Source organism: Pseudomonas sp. Pseusp11 (assembly GCF_047304405.1).
Taxonomy (GTDB): domain Bacteria; phylum Pseudomonadota; class Gammaproteobacteria; order Pseudomonadales; family Pseudomonadaceae; genus Aquipseudomonas.
Genome location: NZ_JBGLZF010000041.1, coordinates 31211 through 47567, shown reverse-complemented (window position 1 = coordinate 47567; position 16357 = coordinate 31211). Strand labels below are relative to the sequence as shown.

Here is a 16357-nt window from a genome sequence, read left to right as displayed (position 1 = left end):
GCTTGCTCCCTCGCCACAGGTTCAGTGTTTCACTGTCAGCTTCTAGCGTTCTCTGAGGTAATGATCTGCAACGGAATATGCACCCGATGCCGGAGCGGATCGAAGTCCGGCGTGGTCTGCAACTCGACCAGCAAGTCGACCAGCGCGGCCGCCAGCAATCGCGGCTGTGAGTCGATGACCAGGTCGATCAACCCTTGATCCAGGGCTTGTCGCGACAGCTCGGTCGACTCCTGCAAAATGCAGCACAGCGACGGCCGCTTCGGCAGCTGCGACAGGGCGCTGATAATGCCGTCGCCGCCACCGCCGACCACGCACAGCCCTCGCAAGTCAGCATGGCGCGCGAGGAGTTCCAGCGTCGCCTCTTCGGTGACGTCGCAGTTGTCCAGGTTGATCACCGCTTCGAGTAGCCGCAACCCCGGTGCGCGCTCCGCCAGGTAACTGCGCAGCCCCTCGACCCGAGCCTGATGACCAAGAAAACGATGGCCGCCGAGCAATACGCCGACGCTGCCTTTGCGTGCACCGCAGGTGTGAGCCAGCAGCCAACCCATGGTGCGCCCGACCTCATGATTATCCTGACCGATGTAAGGTTCTTCTGCCGCCTCGTGGATGTCGGACAGCAGGGCGATCACCGGCACGCCCGCCGCTCTGATCTGCGCGATGGCGGCATTGATCTGCGGGTGAGCGAAGCTGACCACCGCCAGGCCATCACACTGCACGGCCAGTTGTTCGATCTGGGCAATGATCGCGCTGGGTGTGCGATCGAAGACGTATTCGAACTGGCAGCTCAGATTGGCGCCGGCCTGACGCTGCGCTGCCTCGGTGATGGCGGTGGCAACGTTGGCATAGAACGCCTGGGCGGTACCGAGCAACAGGATGCCGAATCGATAGCTGGGACGACGTTCGCGAATGCGCTGGCCGATCAGCCGGGCGGCGAAATAACCGACGGCTTCGGCGGCCTGGAACACCTGCTCGGCGGTGGCCGGGTTGACCGGAGCCCGGGCATTGAGCACCCGGTCCACGGTGGCGACACTCAAGCGAGCGTGCTCGGCAACGGTGGCGATGGTGGGGCGTTTTTTGTTGTTCATGGTGGGCCCTTGAGTCGCTTTGATAGAAAACTATCAAGCTGCAATGGGCCTGGATGATAGCTTGATAGGGAATGTATTCAAGGGATTGAGGGTGGTTTGTGCGCTCTCTATATTTTCTCCAGCGATGCCATCCCGCATCGAAAGCAAGTGCTTAAAACCATCAAGCTTGCGGAGAACAATAAAATGCCCGAACACAACGCAGCCTTTGAAAAAACCGATAATCCCGTGCCAAGGGATTATCGATTGACCGGTCCCGAAGCCGCCCGAGCGGCGCAAAAAGGTTTGGTATCGGCAACGTGGTACCAATCGCCCATCTCCCGCAAACGCATGAAAGAATTGATGCAGCGTCGCGATGGCCCGGCCCTGCGTGATACCGCCATCTGGCTGTCCGCGATGGTCATCACCGGCTTCGGTGGCTACTGGTTCTGGGGCTCCTGGGCCTGCGTTCCGTTCTTCTTCGTCTATGGGCTGCTCTACGGCACGGCGTCCAATGCCCGTTGGCACGAAACGGGTCACGGTACGGCGTTCAAGACCCGCTGGATGAATGATGCGGTCTATCAGTTGTCGAGCTTCATGTTCATGTTCGAACCCCAGGTCTGGCGCTGGAGTCATGCGCGGCATCACACCGACACCATCATCGTTGGTCGCGATCCGGAAATCGTCGAGCCGCGTCCACCGAGTCTGATCATGATGGTGCTGAGTCTGTTCAGAATGCCTTACGCGTTGAAGACGATGGGGTCAGTTTGCCGGCATGCGGTAGGGCGCATGGGTGAAGAAGAGCAGACCTTCATCCCCGAATCCGAATGGCCCAAAGTGGCGCGAGACGCACGCGTCTGGCTGGTCATCTATGGGCTTACCGTGGGCACGGCGCTTTTTCTGCAGAGCTGGTTGCCGCTGATGTTTATCGGTCTGCCGACCCTCTATGGCGGTTGGTTGTCCTACCTGTTCGGCCTTTCGCAGCATGTCGGCCTGGCGGAAGACGTACTCGATCACCGCAGCAACTGCCGCACGATCTACATGAACCGACTGCTGCGTTTCCTGTACCTCGACATGAACTATCACCTGGAACATCACATGTATCCGATGGTGCCTTTTCATGCGCTGGCGCAGCTTCACGAAGAGATCCGCCGCGACTGCCCGCCGCCTTACGGCAGCCTGTCCGAGGCCTTCAAGGAAATCATCCCGACTATCTGGAGGCAGCGCAAAGACCCGAGCCATTTCGTCTGTCGTCCTTTGCCACAACGCGCAGCATCGGCCGCCGCCGTCCAGGCAGAACCTGAAGTAACGCCGGCCTGACACCTTCCTGCCTGTACCACTACCAGAGAAAATGCCATGACCGATCAATGGATCGATGTATGTGCCGTGGGCGATATCAACGAAGAAGACGTCATTCGTTTCGATCATGGCCCGCACACCTATGCCGTCTACCGCTCCGCCGACAGCGAGTTTTTCGCCACGGCGGGCCTGTGCACCCACGAGTCCATTCACCTCGCCGATGGCCTGGTGATGGAGCACGTCATCGAGTGCCCCAAGCACAACGGGCGTTTCGACTACCGCTCCGGCAAAGCCCTCGGCGCACCGGTGTGCGTCAACCTCAAGACCTATGAAGTCCGGGTCGAGGCGGGGCGTGTGTTGCTCGCCATCACGGTTTAACTGCACGGAGTCTGTGCCATGAGTCCTGCCAATGCTCCACTGGTCATTGTTGGCGCCGGGCATGCCGGTGGCCGCGCGGCCCTGACCCTGCGCGACGAAGGTTATAGCGGTCGCCTGATCCTGATAGGTGACGAGTTTCACCCGCCCTATGAACGTCCGCCGCTGTCCAAAGGGTTGCTGCAGGGCACGGTCGATCTGGCGGGCTACAGCCTGTGCGATAGCGCTCGGCTCGCTGAACTGGACATCGAACACCTGGCCGGCAACCCGGTAAAAGGCCTGGACCCGCACCAGCATCGTCTGCAATTGGCCGACGGCAGCTGGTTGCATTACGCCCGATTGTTGCTGGCGACGGGAGGGTGCTCGCGCAGGCTTGCTTGTGTGCCCGAGCATCTGCGCAATGTGCTTTATCTGCGTAGCCATGACGAGGCGCTGACACTGCGCAATTCGTTGCGGCCCGACACCCGACTGGTGATCATCGGCGGCGGCTTCATCGGCCTCGAAGTCGCAGCCACCGCCCGAGCCTTGGGTTGTACGGTGACCTTGCTCGAAGCCGGGCCGCGTCTGGCGGGGCGGGTGTTGCCGGAACGGTTGTCCAGCGTTCTGTTGGAACTGCATCGCAGCCAGGGTGTGGATGTCCGACTCAACGTGGCGATCGAGGCGGTGCAGGGCACTACTCATGTTGAATCGGTGCAACTGGTCGATGGCCAACTGCTGCCCTGTGACCTGGTGGTGGTGGGCATCGGCATGCAGCCCAACACCGAGTTGGCCATGGCTGCCGGGCTTGAGGTCGGCCAAGGCATTCGCGTCGATGCCCAATTGCGCACCAGCGCGCCGGACATCTTTGCGGCAGGGGATGTCTGTGAATTTCGGCTGCACCCGCAAGGCGGTTTCCAGCGTCAGGAAACCTGGCGCAACGCCGAAACCCAGGGCCGTCACGCCGCCCTGAATCTGTTGGGCGGCGAGTTGCCTTTCGAGGTCGTTCCCGGTTTCTGGTCCGATCAATACGACTGGGGATTGCAGACCGTAGGCGTGATTGCAAACACGGAACCCACGGTAAGCCGGACAACCCCGGGCGACGGTTTCCTGCTGTTCTACCTCGATGCCGAGCAGCGTTTGCAAGGTGCTTGCGGCTGGGGCCAGGGCAATAGCGTCGCCAAGGACATCAAGCTGTGCGAACGACTGATCGCTTCGCATAACCCCCTCTCGGTAGAGGCTCTGGCCGACGCCGAAGTATCGCTCAAACAACTGCTGAGGAACTGACATGCGTGAATTCCTGGTCTTCCAGTCCCTTTGGGCCATGCAAGATCACCATGGCCAATGCGAACTTGCGTTGGAAGCGCAACTGGAGAAAATCGCCGCCGCCGGTTTCGACGGAATCACCGACCATTTCTGGGTGGCGAACCATGCCGCACGCCTGCATGCAGCCGCCAAGGCGCAGGGCCTGCAAATCGAAGGACAGGTGTTCCCCCGCACCGTGGATGATCTGGCGGCAGCGATCGACGTCGCGTCCCGCTACGGCTGCCACCATCTCACGCTGCAAGCCGACGTCCGGCCACGCACGCTGGCGCAAGCCATCCAGTTGATCGAGGGGTGGCAGCGACTGGCAGAGCAGGTGGACTTTCCGATCCTGCTGGAAACCCACCGTTATCGCCTCACCAGTGATCTGCTGTTCACCCTCGACATTCTCGCGCAAATGCCCGATCTCAAACTGTTGGCCGACTTGTCCCACTATGTCGTGGGTCGCGAACTGCCGGAGCCGGCCGCGGCTGAAGACGACGAACAGATCCAGACCATTCTGCGCAATAGTTGGGGGGTTCACGGCCGTGTCGCCAACAGCGAACAGGTCCAGGTGCCTTTGAGTTTCGCCCAGCATCGACCCTGGCTGGAGCGCTTCCTGGGCTGGTGGCGCTATGGGATCGAGAACTGGCTAGCCCGACCGGACACGCCCACCAGCCTGTCCTTCACCTGTGAACTCGGCCCGCCACCCTATGCCATCACGGGGGCCGACGGACGCGACATCACCGACCGCTGGGCCGAGGCGTTGATGCTTAAGGAATTGATACGCGAGGTCTGGAATGACTGCCAGGAACGGTCTTGCGCATCTTGACTTACAGCCTTATCCGGCCTCGATCAAAGACAAGCAGGCAGTCTGATTCCGGCCTGAGCGTTTCGCCAGGTACAGTGCCGAGTCCGCCTGTGTCAGCAGGTGCATATATTCGGCAGTCTCCGGTACGCAGGCATAAACCCCCAAGCTGACGGTCACCCGCTTGGCCAGGTTGCCGTCGTGTGCGATGGCAAGGTTCATCACCGCGATCCTGATGTCTTCGGCAATGGAGTAGGCACCTTCGGCATCTGTATCAGGTAGCAATACTGCAAACTCTTCGCCACCGTACCGCGCGGCTAAATCGGATGGCCTGTGAATGCATTGCGCGATTGCCTGCGCAACGGAAGCGATGCAATGGTCGCCGGCAATATGCCCGTATTGATCGTTGAAGCTTTTGAAATAATCAATGTCGAGCATTATCAAACTGATCGGAGATTGATGTCTTGCCGCGCGAAGCCATTCCTGTTGCAAGCTGTTTTCGAGGTGGCGTCGGTTTGCAAGTCCGGTGAGGGCATCTTGCAATACCAGTTTTTCAAGGGCTGCCCGGGTCTGCTTCAAATGATTTTCTACCGAGACGCCGTAACGTATTTTCTTGATGAGCAAGAGGCCGACAAGAAGGTTTACCAGCAGCACTGCACCGATCATCAATGCCATCTTGATTGTTCCGGTTTTCCACTCGGCAAAAATGGCTTCCCGTGAATTGGCGGCAGCGACGACCAGCGGATATTTTTGAAGCAGCCTGTAGCCGAAGAGTCGATCAACGCCGTCGATAATCGATTTGATCATGACGGTATCAGCTGGAGACTTGGGTAGATAGATGGAAAATATTTCCCCTTTGGCTATCGATGCACCGATAAATTCTTCAGCAAAAGGTCGCCTGGCGATTATCGTTCCGTCGGGAAGGGCCAGGAAAATGGCGCCTTTGCGGTCAATGGAGAACGTTGAGAAGAACTTATCAAAGTAGGCCATTTTGATCGTGGCCAGCGCGACCCCCTTAAAATGGCCTTCGCTATCGTTGACTCGTCGGGAGAACGGAATGATCCATTCGCCGGTCGTGCGGCTGCGTATGGCCCGGCCGATTCTAGGCGACAGGGTTACGTTGTTTTTGTGAAAGATGAAGTAGTCACGATCGGCATTATTGGGGGCTTCAGGTTTCGAATCGAACGAAGTCAGGACCCAGTTGCCGTTTTCATCATAGTAAAAAAGGCCGTGCAACTGCTCGGTGGTAAAGACTCTGCGCTTAAGCAGTTTTTGCGTTTTATCGAGCTGTTGGGCACTTGGGTTGTCTTTTATTCTGTCGATCAGTTCATCCAGGATCAGGTTGGCTTCATCAAACGTGTCAGTCGCTTGTTGGGCCATCGACCACGTCAAATTGCCTGACACCAGTTTTGCTTGCGAGAGTTCATAGGCTTTACTTTGGGCGGCTTGAAGCCAGTAAATACTCAGTATCGAGAGGGTGACTAAAGCCATGAACACGACGGAGATCGCTGTTGCCGGCAGTCTTCTCGGCTGCAAAGGGGAGTGGCGGGTATTGTCTTCGGAGCGGTTTTCCACAAAACCCCCTGGGATGAATTTCGACTACATTATCTGCTGATCTCCATCAGTGCCAACAGTTCATGTCATTCTCGAACTTGGGGCAATTCAAGATCCATATGGGTTTTCGCGTTTTGTTTCAAACGACTAGATCAGCGTTTTCAGGTCGATATTATCGGCCATCGCCTTGTTGCCGGTATCGCCGGGATGCAAGTGGTCGCCGGAGTCGATAGTCGGCAGTAAGCGACTTGGGTGTTCAGGGTCGCGGGTCATTAGATCGAAGTCGATCACGGCATCGAATGCGTGGCTGCTACGTATCCAGTCATTAATGGCCTGGCGCAGTTGTTCTTTCTCGGCGCTGTGATAGTTCTTCACGATCGTTCCATCCAGGGCGCCTTCGACCGGCATCAGGGTTGTTCCAATGATGCGAATGTTGTTCAGGCGCGCTTGATCGATCAGTTGCCGATAGCCCGCAATCAACTGTTCCTTGGCTGGCAGGCGTTCGTTCGGAGCGAAGGAGGAGCCCGGCCAACTGATGTCATTGATGCCGAGCATCACAATCACCGTTTTTACTCCGGGCTTGCCCAGCACATCGCGCTTGAAACGCGCCAGTGCACTGACACCCATGCCATCTTCGAGCAGACGAGCCCCGGATATCCCAGCGTTGAGCACCGCGAGCTTCTGCGTGGCCAAGCGTTGAGCGAGGAAGTCCGGCCAGCGTCGATTGCTGTCCAGGGTCGAGCCATTGCCATCGGTAATCGAGTCGCCGAGCACCACCAGGGCATGGGTGTCGAGCGGTGCATCCACCAGGATGTCGCTGAGAAACAGCCGCGCCTCCACCTGCTCGCTACCTTCCAGTCGCTGAGCGTCGACATGTTTGCCAGGGGTGATAAATGCGGTTTGTTTGCCATCCCAGTGGAAGGTCGTCAACGGCATGTGCTGCGGCAGATAAAGAGAGATCGCAAGCTCACTGAGCGCCGGCACTGCCAGATCTATCGGATCACTGATCCGCGTTTCACCCGCGGCGAGGGCGACCTGTTCCTGATCGTTGAACTTCAGGCTGTGCCCGGAGCCTGCGCGAATCTGATCGACGCCCTCAACGAAGGCGATACGCGCGGCACCGATGACCAGCGGTTGCTTGCCATATTCGTTGGAAACCACCACCCGCACCCGGCTTCCGCCGCTGCTGATGCGCACCCTCTGGTGAAGGGTGCTATCGGTCAGCGCTTCCGGAATTCGCGTGGGCAGTGGCAGTTCGTTGCCCCAGGTGGGTTGAGGGCTGGCCATCCAGGTGGTGACCCAGTTTTCCGCCGCCATGACAGGGCTTGCGGCAAGCAGGGCAGTCAAGGCAAGAGGCAACGGTATTCTCGAGTGAAAGGCATTCATCCAGGTGTCTCCTTGGGGGTAATGGATCAAGAAGGCCAGATTGGTCTATTCAAAGTACGTGTGGTAGAAGGGGAAACTGCATGCAACCCATTCCAGAATCGAATGCCCATGGACAGTCTTAAAGCGATGCACTGTTTTGTCCGCGCCATTGAACTCGGAAGCCTGTCATCTGTCGCGCGTGAATTGGGCAGCACTCAGCCCACCGTCAGCAAACTGGTTGCTGCCCTGGAAAAGCAATTGGGAGCCCGTCTGCTGATTCGTGGCACCACCGGGTTGACGCCTACCGAACAGGGAAAGCGTTTCTACGAGCGTGCCAAAGGCGTGCTGGAAGAGTACGGCGAGGCCGTTGCGGATGTGCGTGGTCTGACCGAACGCCCTGAAGGTTTTCTGCGCGTCAACGTTCCGGTCAGCCTCGGTGTGTTGCGGTTGAATGCGTTGCTGTTGTCGTTCATGGCGCAGTACCCGGCCATTGAAGTGGAGCTGGTCCTCAATGATCGTTTCGTCGATCTCACTGAGGAAAACGTCGACCTGGCCCTGCGCCTGGGGGGCAGCCTGCCGCCGAACGCCGTCGCCCGACGCATAGCAACTTCACCGCGCTACCTGGTGGCTGCACCGGAGTACCTGCGCAACCATTCCCCATTGAAAAGCCCGGCAGACCTGAGCGAACACAACTTCCTGCGTTTTGCGTGGTTGACCGCGGGCGACCGTCTGGAGCTCAACGGCCCCCATGGTGAGCAGGTCAGTGTCACGACTCAGGGGCGCTATCGAACCAACAGTTCATTGGCCATTCGCGACGGTCTTCTGCAGGGCGCGGGGCTGTGTATCACGCCGGCCTGGCTGGTCAGCGACCTGCTTGAAAACGGGCAGCTGGTACGTGTGCTGACCGACTGGAGTGGCCCACCGAACGACGCTTTTCTGATCTATCCCGAACGCCGCTATCGCCCTCTGCGCACGCGTTTATTGATGCAGTATCTGGCCGAACGGGTAGGGCAGTTGCCTGGTTTCATGCCTTGACGGAGCGCCCTTGATTTGACGGGTATTTGGTTGTGCTATACAACTAAATAAGCGTTCTGTTCGAGGTGCTCCCTGTGACCCATTCCCAATCAGACCTGATTAACCAAGTCCGCTCGGCGTCGCGTCTCATGGTGCGCGAGTTGGGGTTCATGCAAACCACGCTGGCGGCGACGGACTATTCGCCTTCGTTTGTTCACACGATCGTGGAGATTGGGGATCGGGGTTCGCTGACGGCAGGGGAGCTTGTGGAGCTTCTCGGCCTGGAAAAATCCACCGTGAGCCGGATGGTGCGCAAGCTCATTGAGGCCGGCGAGATCGAAGAAATTCCACACGAGGAGGATGCGCGCTCCAAGAAGCTGCGACTCACGGCGCAGGGCAAGAAAACCCTGCGAGCCATCGATTCGTTCGCCAGGCAACAGGTGGACGCCGCCATGGTTTATCTGACGAATGAGCAACAGCAGGCGGTGAGTGAGGGCATCGCCAACTATGCCGGTGCCCTGCAAGCCCATCGACTCGGTACAGCGCCGCAGCCCCCCGCGCAGCTGGATATCGCTCGGGGCTACCGGCCCGGAATCATCGGCCGCATGGTGCAAATGCATGCCGACTACTACGCACGGCATTCGAATTTCGGCCAGCCGTTCGAAAGCCTGGTTGCATCGGACATGGCGGAGTTGATGGGGCGTTTGCACAATCCACGCAACGAAGTCTGGGTGGCTCTGGATGGCGAGCGAATTGTCGGTTCCATCGCGATCGACGGTGAAGGCGAGGGCGGCGAAGCGATTCTGCGCTGTTTCATTCTGGATGACTCGGCGCGAGGTAAGGGCGCAGGCAAACGCTTGCTGGCTGAAGCCATGAAATTCTGTGACGAACAGGGCTTTTGCGCGACGCGGTTGTGGACATTCAAAGGCCTGGATGTGGCTCGCAAACTGTATGAAGACTTTGGCTTCAAGTTGGAACAGGAGCAGGAGGGCCAGCAGTGGGGCGCAACGGTTATCGAACAGTGTTTTGTTCGACCTGGCCCGGTTGCTGGGCCGCTAAATGGAGTTGGCGATACGCATCCACCAATTGATCTTGCGTGAATGCGCGATTTCGCCCGCTGGGATTGGGCAGGACCCAGACCGAGGCATCACCAAAAGTTTTTGACTGAAGCCCCCACGCAATTTCCCGTTGACCGGACAACGCGCTGTACGCAGCTTTGCCGAGAAACGCCACAAAGCGTGGCGCATAGCGTGCGATCTTTTGTTCAAAATCCGCGGCTGCAGCGGTGAACTCATGCACGGACAGCTGATCCGCTCGTGCCGTAGGCCGATCAACCACTGCGGTTAACCCACATTGATACTGCAAGATCGTCCGGTCGTTTTCCGGGCGCACCTCTGTAGGCGTAAAACCGGCGAGATGGAGTGTGCGCCAGAAGCGATTGCCTCGACCCGCAAAATGATGGCCCTGGGCGGCGGCAGTCACGCCCGGATTAATGCCACAAAAAATCACCGTAAGCCGTTCGGTGAGAATGTCTTCGAGTCCTTCACCCACCCTACACCTCACACACCACAAATCACGTTGACCGCATTGCGGGCAAGCTCCGTCAATTCCGTGCGGGATTTGCCCGCCCGCGCCCGTATCGAAATGCTATGCAACAGGGATGACGCGAGTACGGCGAGGGCGGCTGGGTCGACATCGTCTTTCAACTCACCGGCGCTGACTGCCGCGCGCAGACGCGTTTCGAGATCGGCATCGAGCCGGCTGAGCCGGTCCGCAAGAACCTCTCGTATTGCAGAATCCTCGACGGCTTCGGTCGTCGCTGTGCCGATCGCAAAGCAGCCACGCGGTTGCCCCTCGCCCGAGAAGTAGATCGACAACTGCCCCTCATAGAAGCCCATTAGCGCCTGCTCCAAAGTCAGGTCTTTGTCCGTAAGCGCTTCCTGCATGGCAGCGGAGGCAGACTCCCAATACTGTTCGAGCGCCTTGATGTAGAGCGCGTGCTTGTCACCGAATGCCGCATAGAGGCTTGGGCGATTCATGCCGGCCGCAGTGGCGATGCTGTCCAGGGAAGCGCCGGAATATCCGGTGCTCCAAAAAACCCCAAGTGCCTGTTGCAGCGCTGTCTGCGGGTCATATGCGCGGGGGCGGCCTCGGCCTTTGCCCTCTGTAATCTTTTTTTGTGCCATGTCGTACAAAATCCTTGTGTGGGGATGGGCTGCTCTATATTCTTACACCATCGCACAAAATTAAGGAACCAGAAGTTCCTGAACGTCAGGTTTGTTGTAGCTGAGCTCGAACTGGGTGTTGCGGCGACGAAACCGGTGCGGCGGAGCGATCCTCCCTGACCGTGCACGGGTTTGCTTTCTCACAGCAATTTTTGCCATCAGGGCCGCAGGCGATTCTCGCAGGTGCTGGCCCGATTTCCCGGTTAAAGGTGTATTCGATCATGACTAAACAGTTCGACATCCCGGCTACGCAGACCTTCGAGCACGCAAGGCCTGACGCGCCCATCAAAAAACCGTTCAAGCAGAAATTTCGGCCCTTGTTGATTGTCGGTTTGCCGGTGCTCTTCGCAGCGCTGGGCTATGCCCGCTATCAAGCGGGCGAGGCGTTCATTTCGACCGATAACGCCTACGCCCGAGTGGCGAAGGCGTCGATCAACGCGCGTATTTCCGGACAAGTCGTCGAAATCGCTGTCGAGGACAACCAACCGGTTCACAAAGGCCAGATGCTGTTTCGGATCGACCCCAAACCGTTTCAGATCGCAGTTGACCGTGCGCAAGCACAGCTGAGCGTGGCTCGGCTGCGCATCGATGGGCTCAAGGCCGGTTATCGCCAGCAGCAGGCTGAACTGCAATCGGCCAAAGAGTCGGCCGATTTCGATCAGCGCGAGTTCGCCCGCAAGAAAGCGCTGGTCGCTACCGAGTTCGTCTCGCGGGCGATTTACGAGCGCGCCGACACCGACCTTAAAGTTGCCCGGCAACGCATCGCGTCGATCGAACAACAGATCGCCAGCACGGTTGTCGCGTTGAACGGCAATCCAGACATCGAAGCCGATAACCACCCGACGGTTCGTGAGGCGAGGGCGCAACTGGACGAAGCGCAACTCTACCTCTCGTACACGACGGTGTATGCGCCAAACGATGGCATCGTGGCCAAGGTCGACGATTTGCAGGTTGGCAACTATGTCAGCAACGGTGCACCGGCTTTTGCGCTGCTGTCCGATCGGCAGATTTGGGTCGAGGCCAACTTCCGCGAAACGCAGGTGACCCACATGCGTCCAGGCCAGGAAGCAACCATCAGCATCGACACCTATCCCGATCACGTTTTCAAAGCCCACGTGACCAGCATGAGCCCCGGTGCCGGATCGGACTTCGCCTTGCTGCCGCCTGAAAATGCGACCGGCAACTGGGTCAAGGTTGTCCAGCGGGTACCCGTGCGACTCGAACTCGATGAGGTGGATCCTGCTCTGCCACTGTTTTCCGGCACCAGCGCCACGGTCAAGGTCGATACCGGGTATCACACGTCGTGGTGGCATCCGCTCAAGGCGCTGTTAACCGCAGGTAACTTCTGATGAATGCCAATTCTATCGGGCCTCAAGGTGCGGGAACATTGAGGTTCGCCGCGCTGCTCGCGACCTATATGCAGTCGGCGAACCTGCCGTTGCCGAATGCGGTACTCAGGTTTATCCAAGGCAGCCTGTCGATGACCGACGACCAGGCAGGCTGGGTATTCACCTCGTACCTGGCGGCGAGCGCAATCACTATGCCGGTTGCGCAGTGGCTGGCCGGGCGTTATGGCTTGAAGCGGGTTTATCAGGCCGCACTGGCCTTCTTCGTTCTTGGCTTGCTGCTCGCAACGGTTGCGACGACTCCGCTGGAGTTCGTCGGTGCGCGAATTATCCAAGGCCTGGCGAGTGGCGTGCTGGCGCCGCTGTCGATGGCGATTTCAATGGAGACGTTGCCACTGGAGAAGCGTGCGAAATTTGGCGCGACATGGACGGCAATCGTGCTCTTCGGAATCGTCAGCGGCCCGAGCATCGGTGGTTGGGTCAGCGAGCATTTTGGCTGGCGGCCGATCTTCTACATCAGCCTTCCGTTGTCGGCATTCATCTTCCTGGTGATGGCACTTTTGCTTGCCGAGAAGAAGGCCGAGCAACGTCCGTCGTTCGATTTCTTCGGCTTCGGTAGCTTCACGCTGGCGTTGATCAGCCTGCAAATGTTGCTCGACCGCGGCGAACGCCTGGACTGGTTTACCTCGACCGAAATCTGGCTGGAGGCGGCGGGCTGCGCGTTGGGGGTGTACCTGTTCGCCGTGCATCTGTTGAGCAAGAAGGTGCATTTCCTCAACAAGCGTCTGTTCAAGGACCGCAACTTCGTACTGTCGACGATTATCTTTTTCGCCGTGGGTTTCGTGCTGTTGTCGACCATGGCACTGACGTCGCCGATGCTGGACGAGATCCTCGGCTACCCACCCGATGCGACAGGTTCGCTGACGATACCGCGCGGTGTGGGGCTGGTAGGGGCATTCCTGCTGATGGGTCGTGTTCCCGAGCGTTTCGACCGTCGGTTGTTCGTGGCGATTGGCGTGGCCGTGGTGATTTACGCCAACTGGCTGATGCTCGGTTATTCGCCGTTGATGGACTGGTCGCCGGTGGCGATTGCCGGGGCGATCCAGGGGATTGGCATCGGCATCTTGATGCCGTCGCTCACCAAGGTCGCGTTCAGCACGCTCGACCCCAAGTTACGTCCGGAAGGCACCGGATTTTTCAATCTGTCGCGTGTTTACGGAAGCACCCTCGGCGTTGCGATCGTGCAGATTTTCTTCTTCAACAATACGCAAGCGATGCACCTGGCACTGGTCAGCCATCTGACGCCTTATCGCGCCGCTGCGCATGCCGCGCCAATGTCCCTGCAAGCGCTGGCGGGGCTTAACGAAATGATCACCGGCCAAGCGGCTTTTATCGCGGTGATCGACCAGTTCAAGTTGTTGATGGTGGCGATGCTGGTGGTCAGTCCACTGGTTGTCTTTCTTCGCAAGCCCGTTCCGACCAACTAGTTTTCGTGGAGTTTGCCCAATGAAATCCAATGCGCGCTTCATCAACAGACAGACGTTCAACACCACGTTCGGTGCGGTGTCGGTTCTTGCGTTCCTGACGGCCTGCACCGTCGGCCCCGACTATCAAATGCAGCCACCGAGCCTGTCGCAGCACTACGACCAACAGGCCGAGCAGCGTCTCGGCCAGGGCGGCAACCAGCCTGGCGGGCAACACATCAACCTTGGCCAAAAGGTCAGCGGCGACTGGTGGACGGCCTTCCATTCGCAGAAGCTCGACCAGGTTGTGCGTCGCGCCATCGAGGGCAATCTTGAGCTCGTGGCGGCGGATGCAACGATCCGGCAAGCGGCGTCGTCCGTCGCGGCGGCAGAGGGTGCGCTTTATCCGCAGGTCGATTTTGGCGCCCAGGCGGGGCGTCAGCGGGTACACAACGCAAAAGAGCCTTCGATCTCCAATTTCTACGCGATCGGGCCGCGGGTCGGTTTCGACCTTGATGCGTTTGGCGGCAACAAGCGGCGGGTCGAGCAGCAGCAAGCGTTTACCGATCTTCAGAAGCATCGATACGAAGCGGCGTACCTGACCCTGACGGGGAATGTCGCCAGCCAGGCATTGTTGGTGGCGTCTGCGAACGCGCAGATGGCAGCCGTCGAGAAGCTGCTCGCCAATGACGCCAAGAACCTCGACCTGGTGCGCAGGGCACATGCCAGCGGCGTCACCACGCAGATCGACGTTTCGTTGGCCGAGACCCGGCTCGCCCAGGACCGCACACTGTTGCCGCCCCTCGCCCAGCAGCGTGATGCCGCGCGCCATGCGCTGTCGATTCTCACCGGTAAAGGCCCTGGCGACTGGATCGCGCCGGACTTCGATTTTGCCGAATTCGTATTGCCGGCCAACGTGCCGGTGAGTGTGCCTTCGGAAATGGCACACGACCGACCGGACGTCCTGCAAGCAGAGGCGGAACTGCACATGGCCAGCGCGGCAGTCGGTGTCGCGACTGCGAACCTCTATCCCCATGTAACGCTGTCCGCCTCGCTGGTACAGGCCGCTTCCGGCAATGGCGGCGCAGCGCTCTGGGGCTTGGCTGCAGGGTTGGCGGGGCCGATCTTCGATGGCGGAACGCTCAAGGCTGAACGTCAAGCTGCCGTCGATGGCTACAAGGCGACGCTCGCCGGTTATCAGCAGACGGTCATTCAGTCGTTCGGCCAGGTCGCGGACTCGTTGCAGGCGATCAACCATGACGCCGAGCAAAACCAGGCGCAGGAAGACGCGTTACGCGCTGCAGAAACCAGTTTTCGGTTGAACCAGCAAGCCTACGCGCAAGGCGAGAACAGCATTCTCCAGGTGCTGGAAGCGGAACGTGCCTACGAGCAAGCGTTGCTGGGGCAAATCCGGGTGAAGACCGCGCAGTATCTCGACACGGTGCAACTGTATGTAGCCCTCGGTGGTAATTCCGTCGGCGCGTTTGAGCAACGGATTGCCAGTCGCGAAGCGAAGAACCCTTCGTATCAATAACGGCTACGGCCCCGAACATTGGAGTCAAGAGATGTCTTACGAAGCTTTTCACGATGCACTTCGCGATACCCGGTTTGCGCTGAACCACGGTTCAGGTGAGATGCCGGCCGTTGGGTTCGGCACGCTGTTCAGTGATCTCAGCGTCACCACACAAGCGGTCAAGGACGCCTTGGAAGCGGGCTTTCGCCATTTCGACTGTGCAGAGCGCTATCGCAATGAGGAGAGTGTCGGCGCTGCGATAAAAGAGATGCTGGAGGCGGGCAAGATCCGCCGGGAGGACGTGTTCATTACCACTAAACTGTGGAACACCAACCATCGTCCCGAGCGAGTCAAACCTGCCTTCGAGGCCAGCTGCCGCCGCCTCCAAGTGGACTCTATCGACTGCTACCTGATCCATACGCCGTTTGCCTTTCAACCCGGTGAGAATCAGGACCCGAGAGACGAACAGGGTCGCGTCATCTACGACTCCGGCGTGACACTGATCGAGACCTGGAGAGCACTCGAACGCCTGGTGGATGAAGGCCGCTGCAAGTCGATCGGCTTGTCTGATATCACGCTGGAAACGTTAAAAGAGATTGTGGCGGTGGCCCGGATCAAACCTGCCGTGGTGCAGGTCGAGTCCCACCCATATCTGCCGGAATGGGAACTGCTTGAGTTCTGCAAACAGCATGGAATCGTCCTCCTGGCGTTCGCGCCACTGGGCCATGGCATGGAGCCGAAAGTGTTGGAGGATTCGGTGATTACAGGGATCGCCAAGCGCTTGCAGAAGACTCCGGCTCAAGTGGCATTGGCCTGGTCTGTACAACGGGGCGTTGCTTTTTTGACCACGTCCGCTACACCAAGTCATATCAAGGAAAACCTGGATATTTCCACCCTGCCGCATAGGGCGATGCTTGAGATCAAGGAAGATATTACGACCAGGGTACGATTCAACTCGGTCGTGGAAACCGGTGTGCCTGGATTTATTCCACGGAAGAAGTGACACATGACGAGGAGGGCGGTCTTCTGTAAGGCCGCCCTCTGTTATCCATGCCC

General features: G+C 58.8%; 15 protein-coding genes. 10 read left to right on the top strand and 5 right to left on the bottom strand.

What is annotated here, in order from left to right; translation table 11 throughout:
• Window positions 1–35 precede the first annotated feature (35 nt).
• Window positions 36–1085, bottom strand: a complete 1050-nt coding sequence (locus ACCC96_RS24955) for a LacI family DNA-binding transcriptional regulator (protein ID WP_413697201.1) — start codon at window positions 1083–1085, stop codon at window positions 36–38.
• A 183-nt stretch (window positions 1086–1268) separates the two neighbouring features.
• Here ACCC96_RS24955 and ACCC96_RS24950 point away from each other — a divergent pair, with 183 nt between their 5' ends.
• Genes ACCC96_RS24950 through ACCC96_RS24935 form a run of 4 tightly spaced genes read left to right on the top strand, consistent with a single transcriptional unit; the run spans window position 1269 to window position 4845 of the window.
• Complete coding sequence (locus tag ACCC96_RS24950) at window positions 1269–2381, top strand: fatty acid desaturase family protein (RefSeq protein ID WP_413697200.1); 1113 nt, start codon at window positions 1269–1271, stop codon at window positions 2379–2381.
• Window positions 2382–2417: 36 nt separating this feature from the next.
• On the top strand, window positions 2418–2738 hold the full coding sequence (locus tag ACCC96_RS24945) for a MocE family 2Fe-2S type ferredoxin (protein ID WP_019648621.1): 321 nt from the start codon (window positions 2418–2420) through the stop codon (window positions 2736–2738).
• An 18-nt stretch (window positions 2739–2756) separates the two neighbouring features.
• On the top strand, window positions 2757–3998 hold the full coding sequence (locus ACCC96_RS24940; RefSeq protein ID WP_413697199.1) for an NAD(P)/FAD-dependent oxidoreductase: 1242 nt from the start codon (window positions 2757–2759) through the stop codon (window positions 3996–3998).
• A 1-nt stretch (window position 3999) separates the two neighbouring features.
• Window positions 4000–4845 carry a sugar phosphate isomerase/epimerase family protein gene (locus ACCC96_RS24935; RefSeq protein ID WP_413697198.1) on the top strand — a complete coding sequence of 282 codons (846 nt, stop codon included), beginning with the start codon at window positions 4000–4002 and terminating at the stop codon, window positions 4843–4845.
• A gap of 9 nt (window positions 4846–4854) precedes the next feature.
• Here ACCC96_RS24935 and ACCC96_RS24930 read toward each other — a convergent pair whose 3' ends face one another.
• The gene (locus tag ACCC96_RS24930; protein ID WP_413697197.1) at window positions 4855–6396 is read right to left on the bottom strand and encodes a diguanylate cyclase; all 1542 of its coding nucleotides are present in this window, start codon (window positions 6394–6396) and stop codon (window positions 4855–4857) included.
• 126 nt (window positions 6397–6522) lie between these two features.
• Window positions 6523–7761 carry an SGNH/GDSL hydrolase family protein gene (locus ACCC96_RS24925; RefSeq protein WP_413697196.1) on the bottom strand — a complete coding sequence of 413 codons (1239 nt, stop codon included), beginning with the start codon at window positions 7759–7761 and terminating at the stop codon, window positions 6523–6525.
• A 108-nt stretch (window positions 7762–7869) separates the two neighbouring features.
• Between ACCC96_RS24925 and ACCC96_RS24920 the strand changes: the two genes are divergently transcribed.
• Entirely contained in the window at window positions 7870–8775 is a 906-nt protein-coding gene (locus ACCC96_RS24920; RefSeq protein ID WP_413697195.1) for a LysR family transcriptional regulator, read from the top strand.
• Window positions 8776–8903: 128 nt separating this feature from the next.
• On the top strand, window positions 8904–9854 hold the full coding sequence (locus tag ACCC96_RS24915) for a GNAT family N-acetyltransferase (RefSeq protein ID WP_413697202.1): 951 nt from the start codon (window positions 8904–8906) through the stop codon (window positions 9852–9854).
• On the opposite strand, the gene mug is transcribed toward ACCC96_RS24915, so the two are convergent.
• Together mug and ACCC96_RS24905 are read right to left on the bottom strand one after the other, a co-directional pair.
• Complete coding sequence (mug, locus tag ACCC96_RS24910) at window positions 9766–10305, bottom strand: G/U mismatch-specific DNA glycosylase (protein WP_413697194.1); 540 nt, start codon at window positions 10303–10305, stop codon at window positions 9766–9768. The two genes, ACCC96_RS24915 and mug, sit on opposite strands and share 89 nt — an antisense overlap.
• 8 nt (window positions 10306–10313) lie before the next feature.
• On the bottom strand, window positions 10314–10940 hold the full coding sequence (locus ACCC96_RS24905; protein ID WP_413697193.1) for a TetR/AcrR family transcriptional regulator: 627 nt from the start codon (window positions 10938–10940) through the stop codon (window positions 10314–10316).
• Window positions 10941–11200: 260 nt separating this feature from the next.
• Here ACCC96_RS24905 and ACCC96_RS24900 point away from each other — a divergent pair, with 260 nt between their 5' ends.
• Genes ACCC96_RS24900 through ACCC96_RS24885 form a run of 4 tightly spaced genes read left to right on the top strand, consistent with a single transcriptional unit; the run spans window position 11201 to window position 16304 of the window.
• A complete protein-coding gene (locus ACCC96_RS24900) occupies window positions 11201–12328 on the top strand; it encodes an HlyD family secretion protein (protein WP_413697192.1) in 1128 nt (375 codons plus the stop codon).
• Window positions 12328–13812 (top strand): DHA2 family efflux MFS transporter permease subunit, encoded by a 1485-nt coding sequence (locus tag ACCC96_RS24895; RefSeq protein ID WP_413697191.1) that lies wholly within the window; start codon window positions 12328–12330, stop codon window positions 13810–13812. The genes ACCC96_RS24900 and ACCC96_RS24895 overlap by 1 nt, the downstream gene beginning before the upstream one ends.
• Before the next feature lie 19 nt (window positions 13813–13831).
• On the top strand, window positions 13832–15322 hold the full coding sequence (locus ACCC96_RS24890) for an efflux transporter outer membrane subunit (protein ID WP_413697190.1): 1491 nt from the start codon (window positions 13832–13834) through the stop codon (window positions 15320–15322).
• Between the two features lie 31 nt (window positions 15323–15353).
• A complete protein-coding gene (locus ACCC96_RS24885) occupies window positions 15354–16304 on the top strand; it encodes an aldo/keto reductase (protein ID WP_018930076.1) in 951 nt (316 codons plus the stop codon).
• Window positions 16305–16357: the final 53 nt, after the last annotated feature.

What these genes read in the sequence shown, in the direction of transcription:
- ACCC96_RS24955 (WP_413697201.1), bottom strand. Translation starts at nt 1,085, where the DNA reads ATGAACAACAAAAAACGCCCCACCATCGCCACCGTTGCCGAGCACGCT.
- ACCC96_RS24950 (WP_413697200.1), top strand. Translation starts at nt 1,269, where the DNA reads ATGCCCGAACACAACGCAGCCTTTGAAAAAACCGATAATCCCGTGCCA.
- ACCC96_RS24945 (WP_019648621.1), top strand. Translation starts at nt 2,418, where the DNA reads ATGACCGATCAATGGATCGATGTATGTGCCGTGGGCGATATCAACGAA.
- ACCC96_RS24940 (WP_413697199.1), top strand. Translation starts at nt 2,757, where the DNA reads ATGAGTCCTGCCAATGCTCCACTGGTCATTGTTGGCGCCGGGCATGCC.
- ACCC96_RS24935 (WP_413697198.1), top strand. Translation starts at nt 4,000, where the DNA reads ATGCGTGAATTCCTGGTCTTCCAGTCCCTTTGGGCCATGCAAGATCAC.
- ACCC96_RS24925 (WP_413697196.1), bottom strand. Translation starts at nt 7,761, where the DNA reads ATGAATGCCTTTCACTCGAGAATACCGTTGCCTCTTGCCTTGACTGCC.
- ACCC96_RS24920 (WP_413697195.1), top strand. Translation starts at nt 7,870, where the DNA reads ATGGACAGTCTTAAAGCGATGCACTGTTTTGTCCGCGCCATTGAACTC.
- ACCC96_RS24915 (WP_413697202.1), top strand. Translation starts at nt 8,904, where the DNA reads ATGGTGCGCGAGTTGGGGTTCATGCAAACCACGCTGGCGGCGACGGAC.
- ACCC96_RS24905 (WP_413697193.1), bottom strand. Translation starts at nt 10,940, where the DNA reads ATGGCACAAAAAAAGATTACAGAGGGCAAAGGCCGAGGCCGCCCCCGC.
- ACCC96_RS24900 (WP_413697192.1), top strand. Translation starts at nt 11,201, where the DNA reads ATGACTAAACAGTTCGACATCCCGGCTACGCAGACCTTCGAGCACGCA.
- ACCC96_RS24895 (WP_413697191.1), top strand. Translation starts at nt 12,328, where the DNA reads ATGAATGCCAATTCTATCGGGCCTCAAGGTGCGGGAACATTGAGGTTC.
- ACCC96_RS24890 (WP_413697190.1), top strand. Translation starts at nt 13,832, where the DNA reads ATGAAATCCAATGCGCGCTTCATCAACAGACAGACGTTCAACACCACG.
- ACCC96_RS24885 (WP_018930076.1), top strand. Translation starts at nt 15,354, where the DNA reads ATGTCTTACGAAGCTTTTCACGATGCACTTCGCGATACCCGGTTTGCG.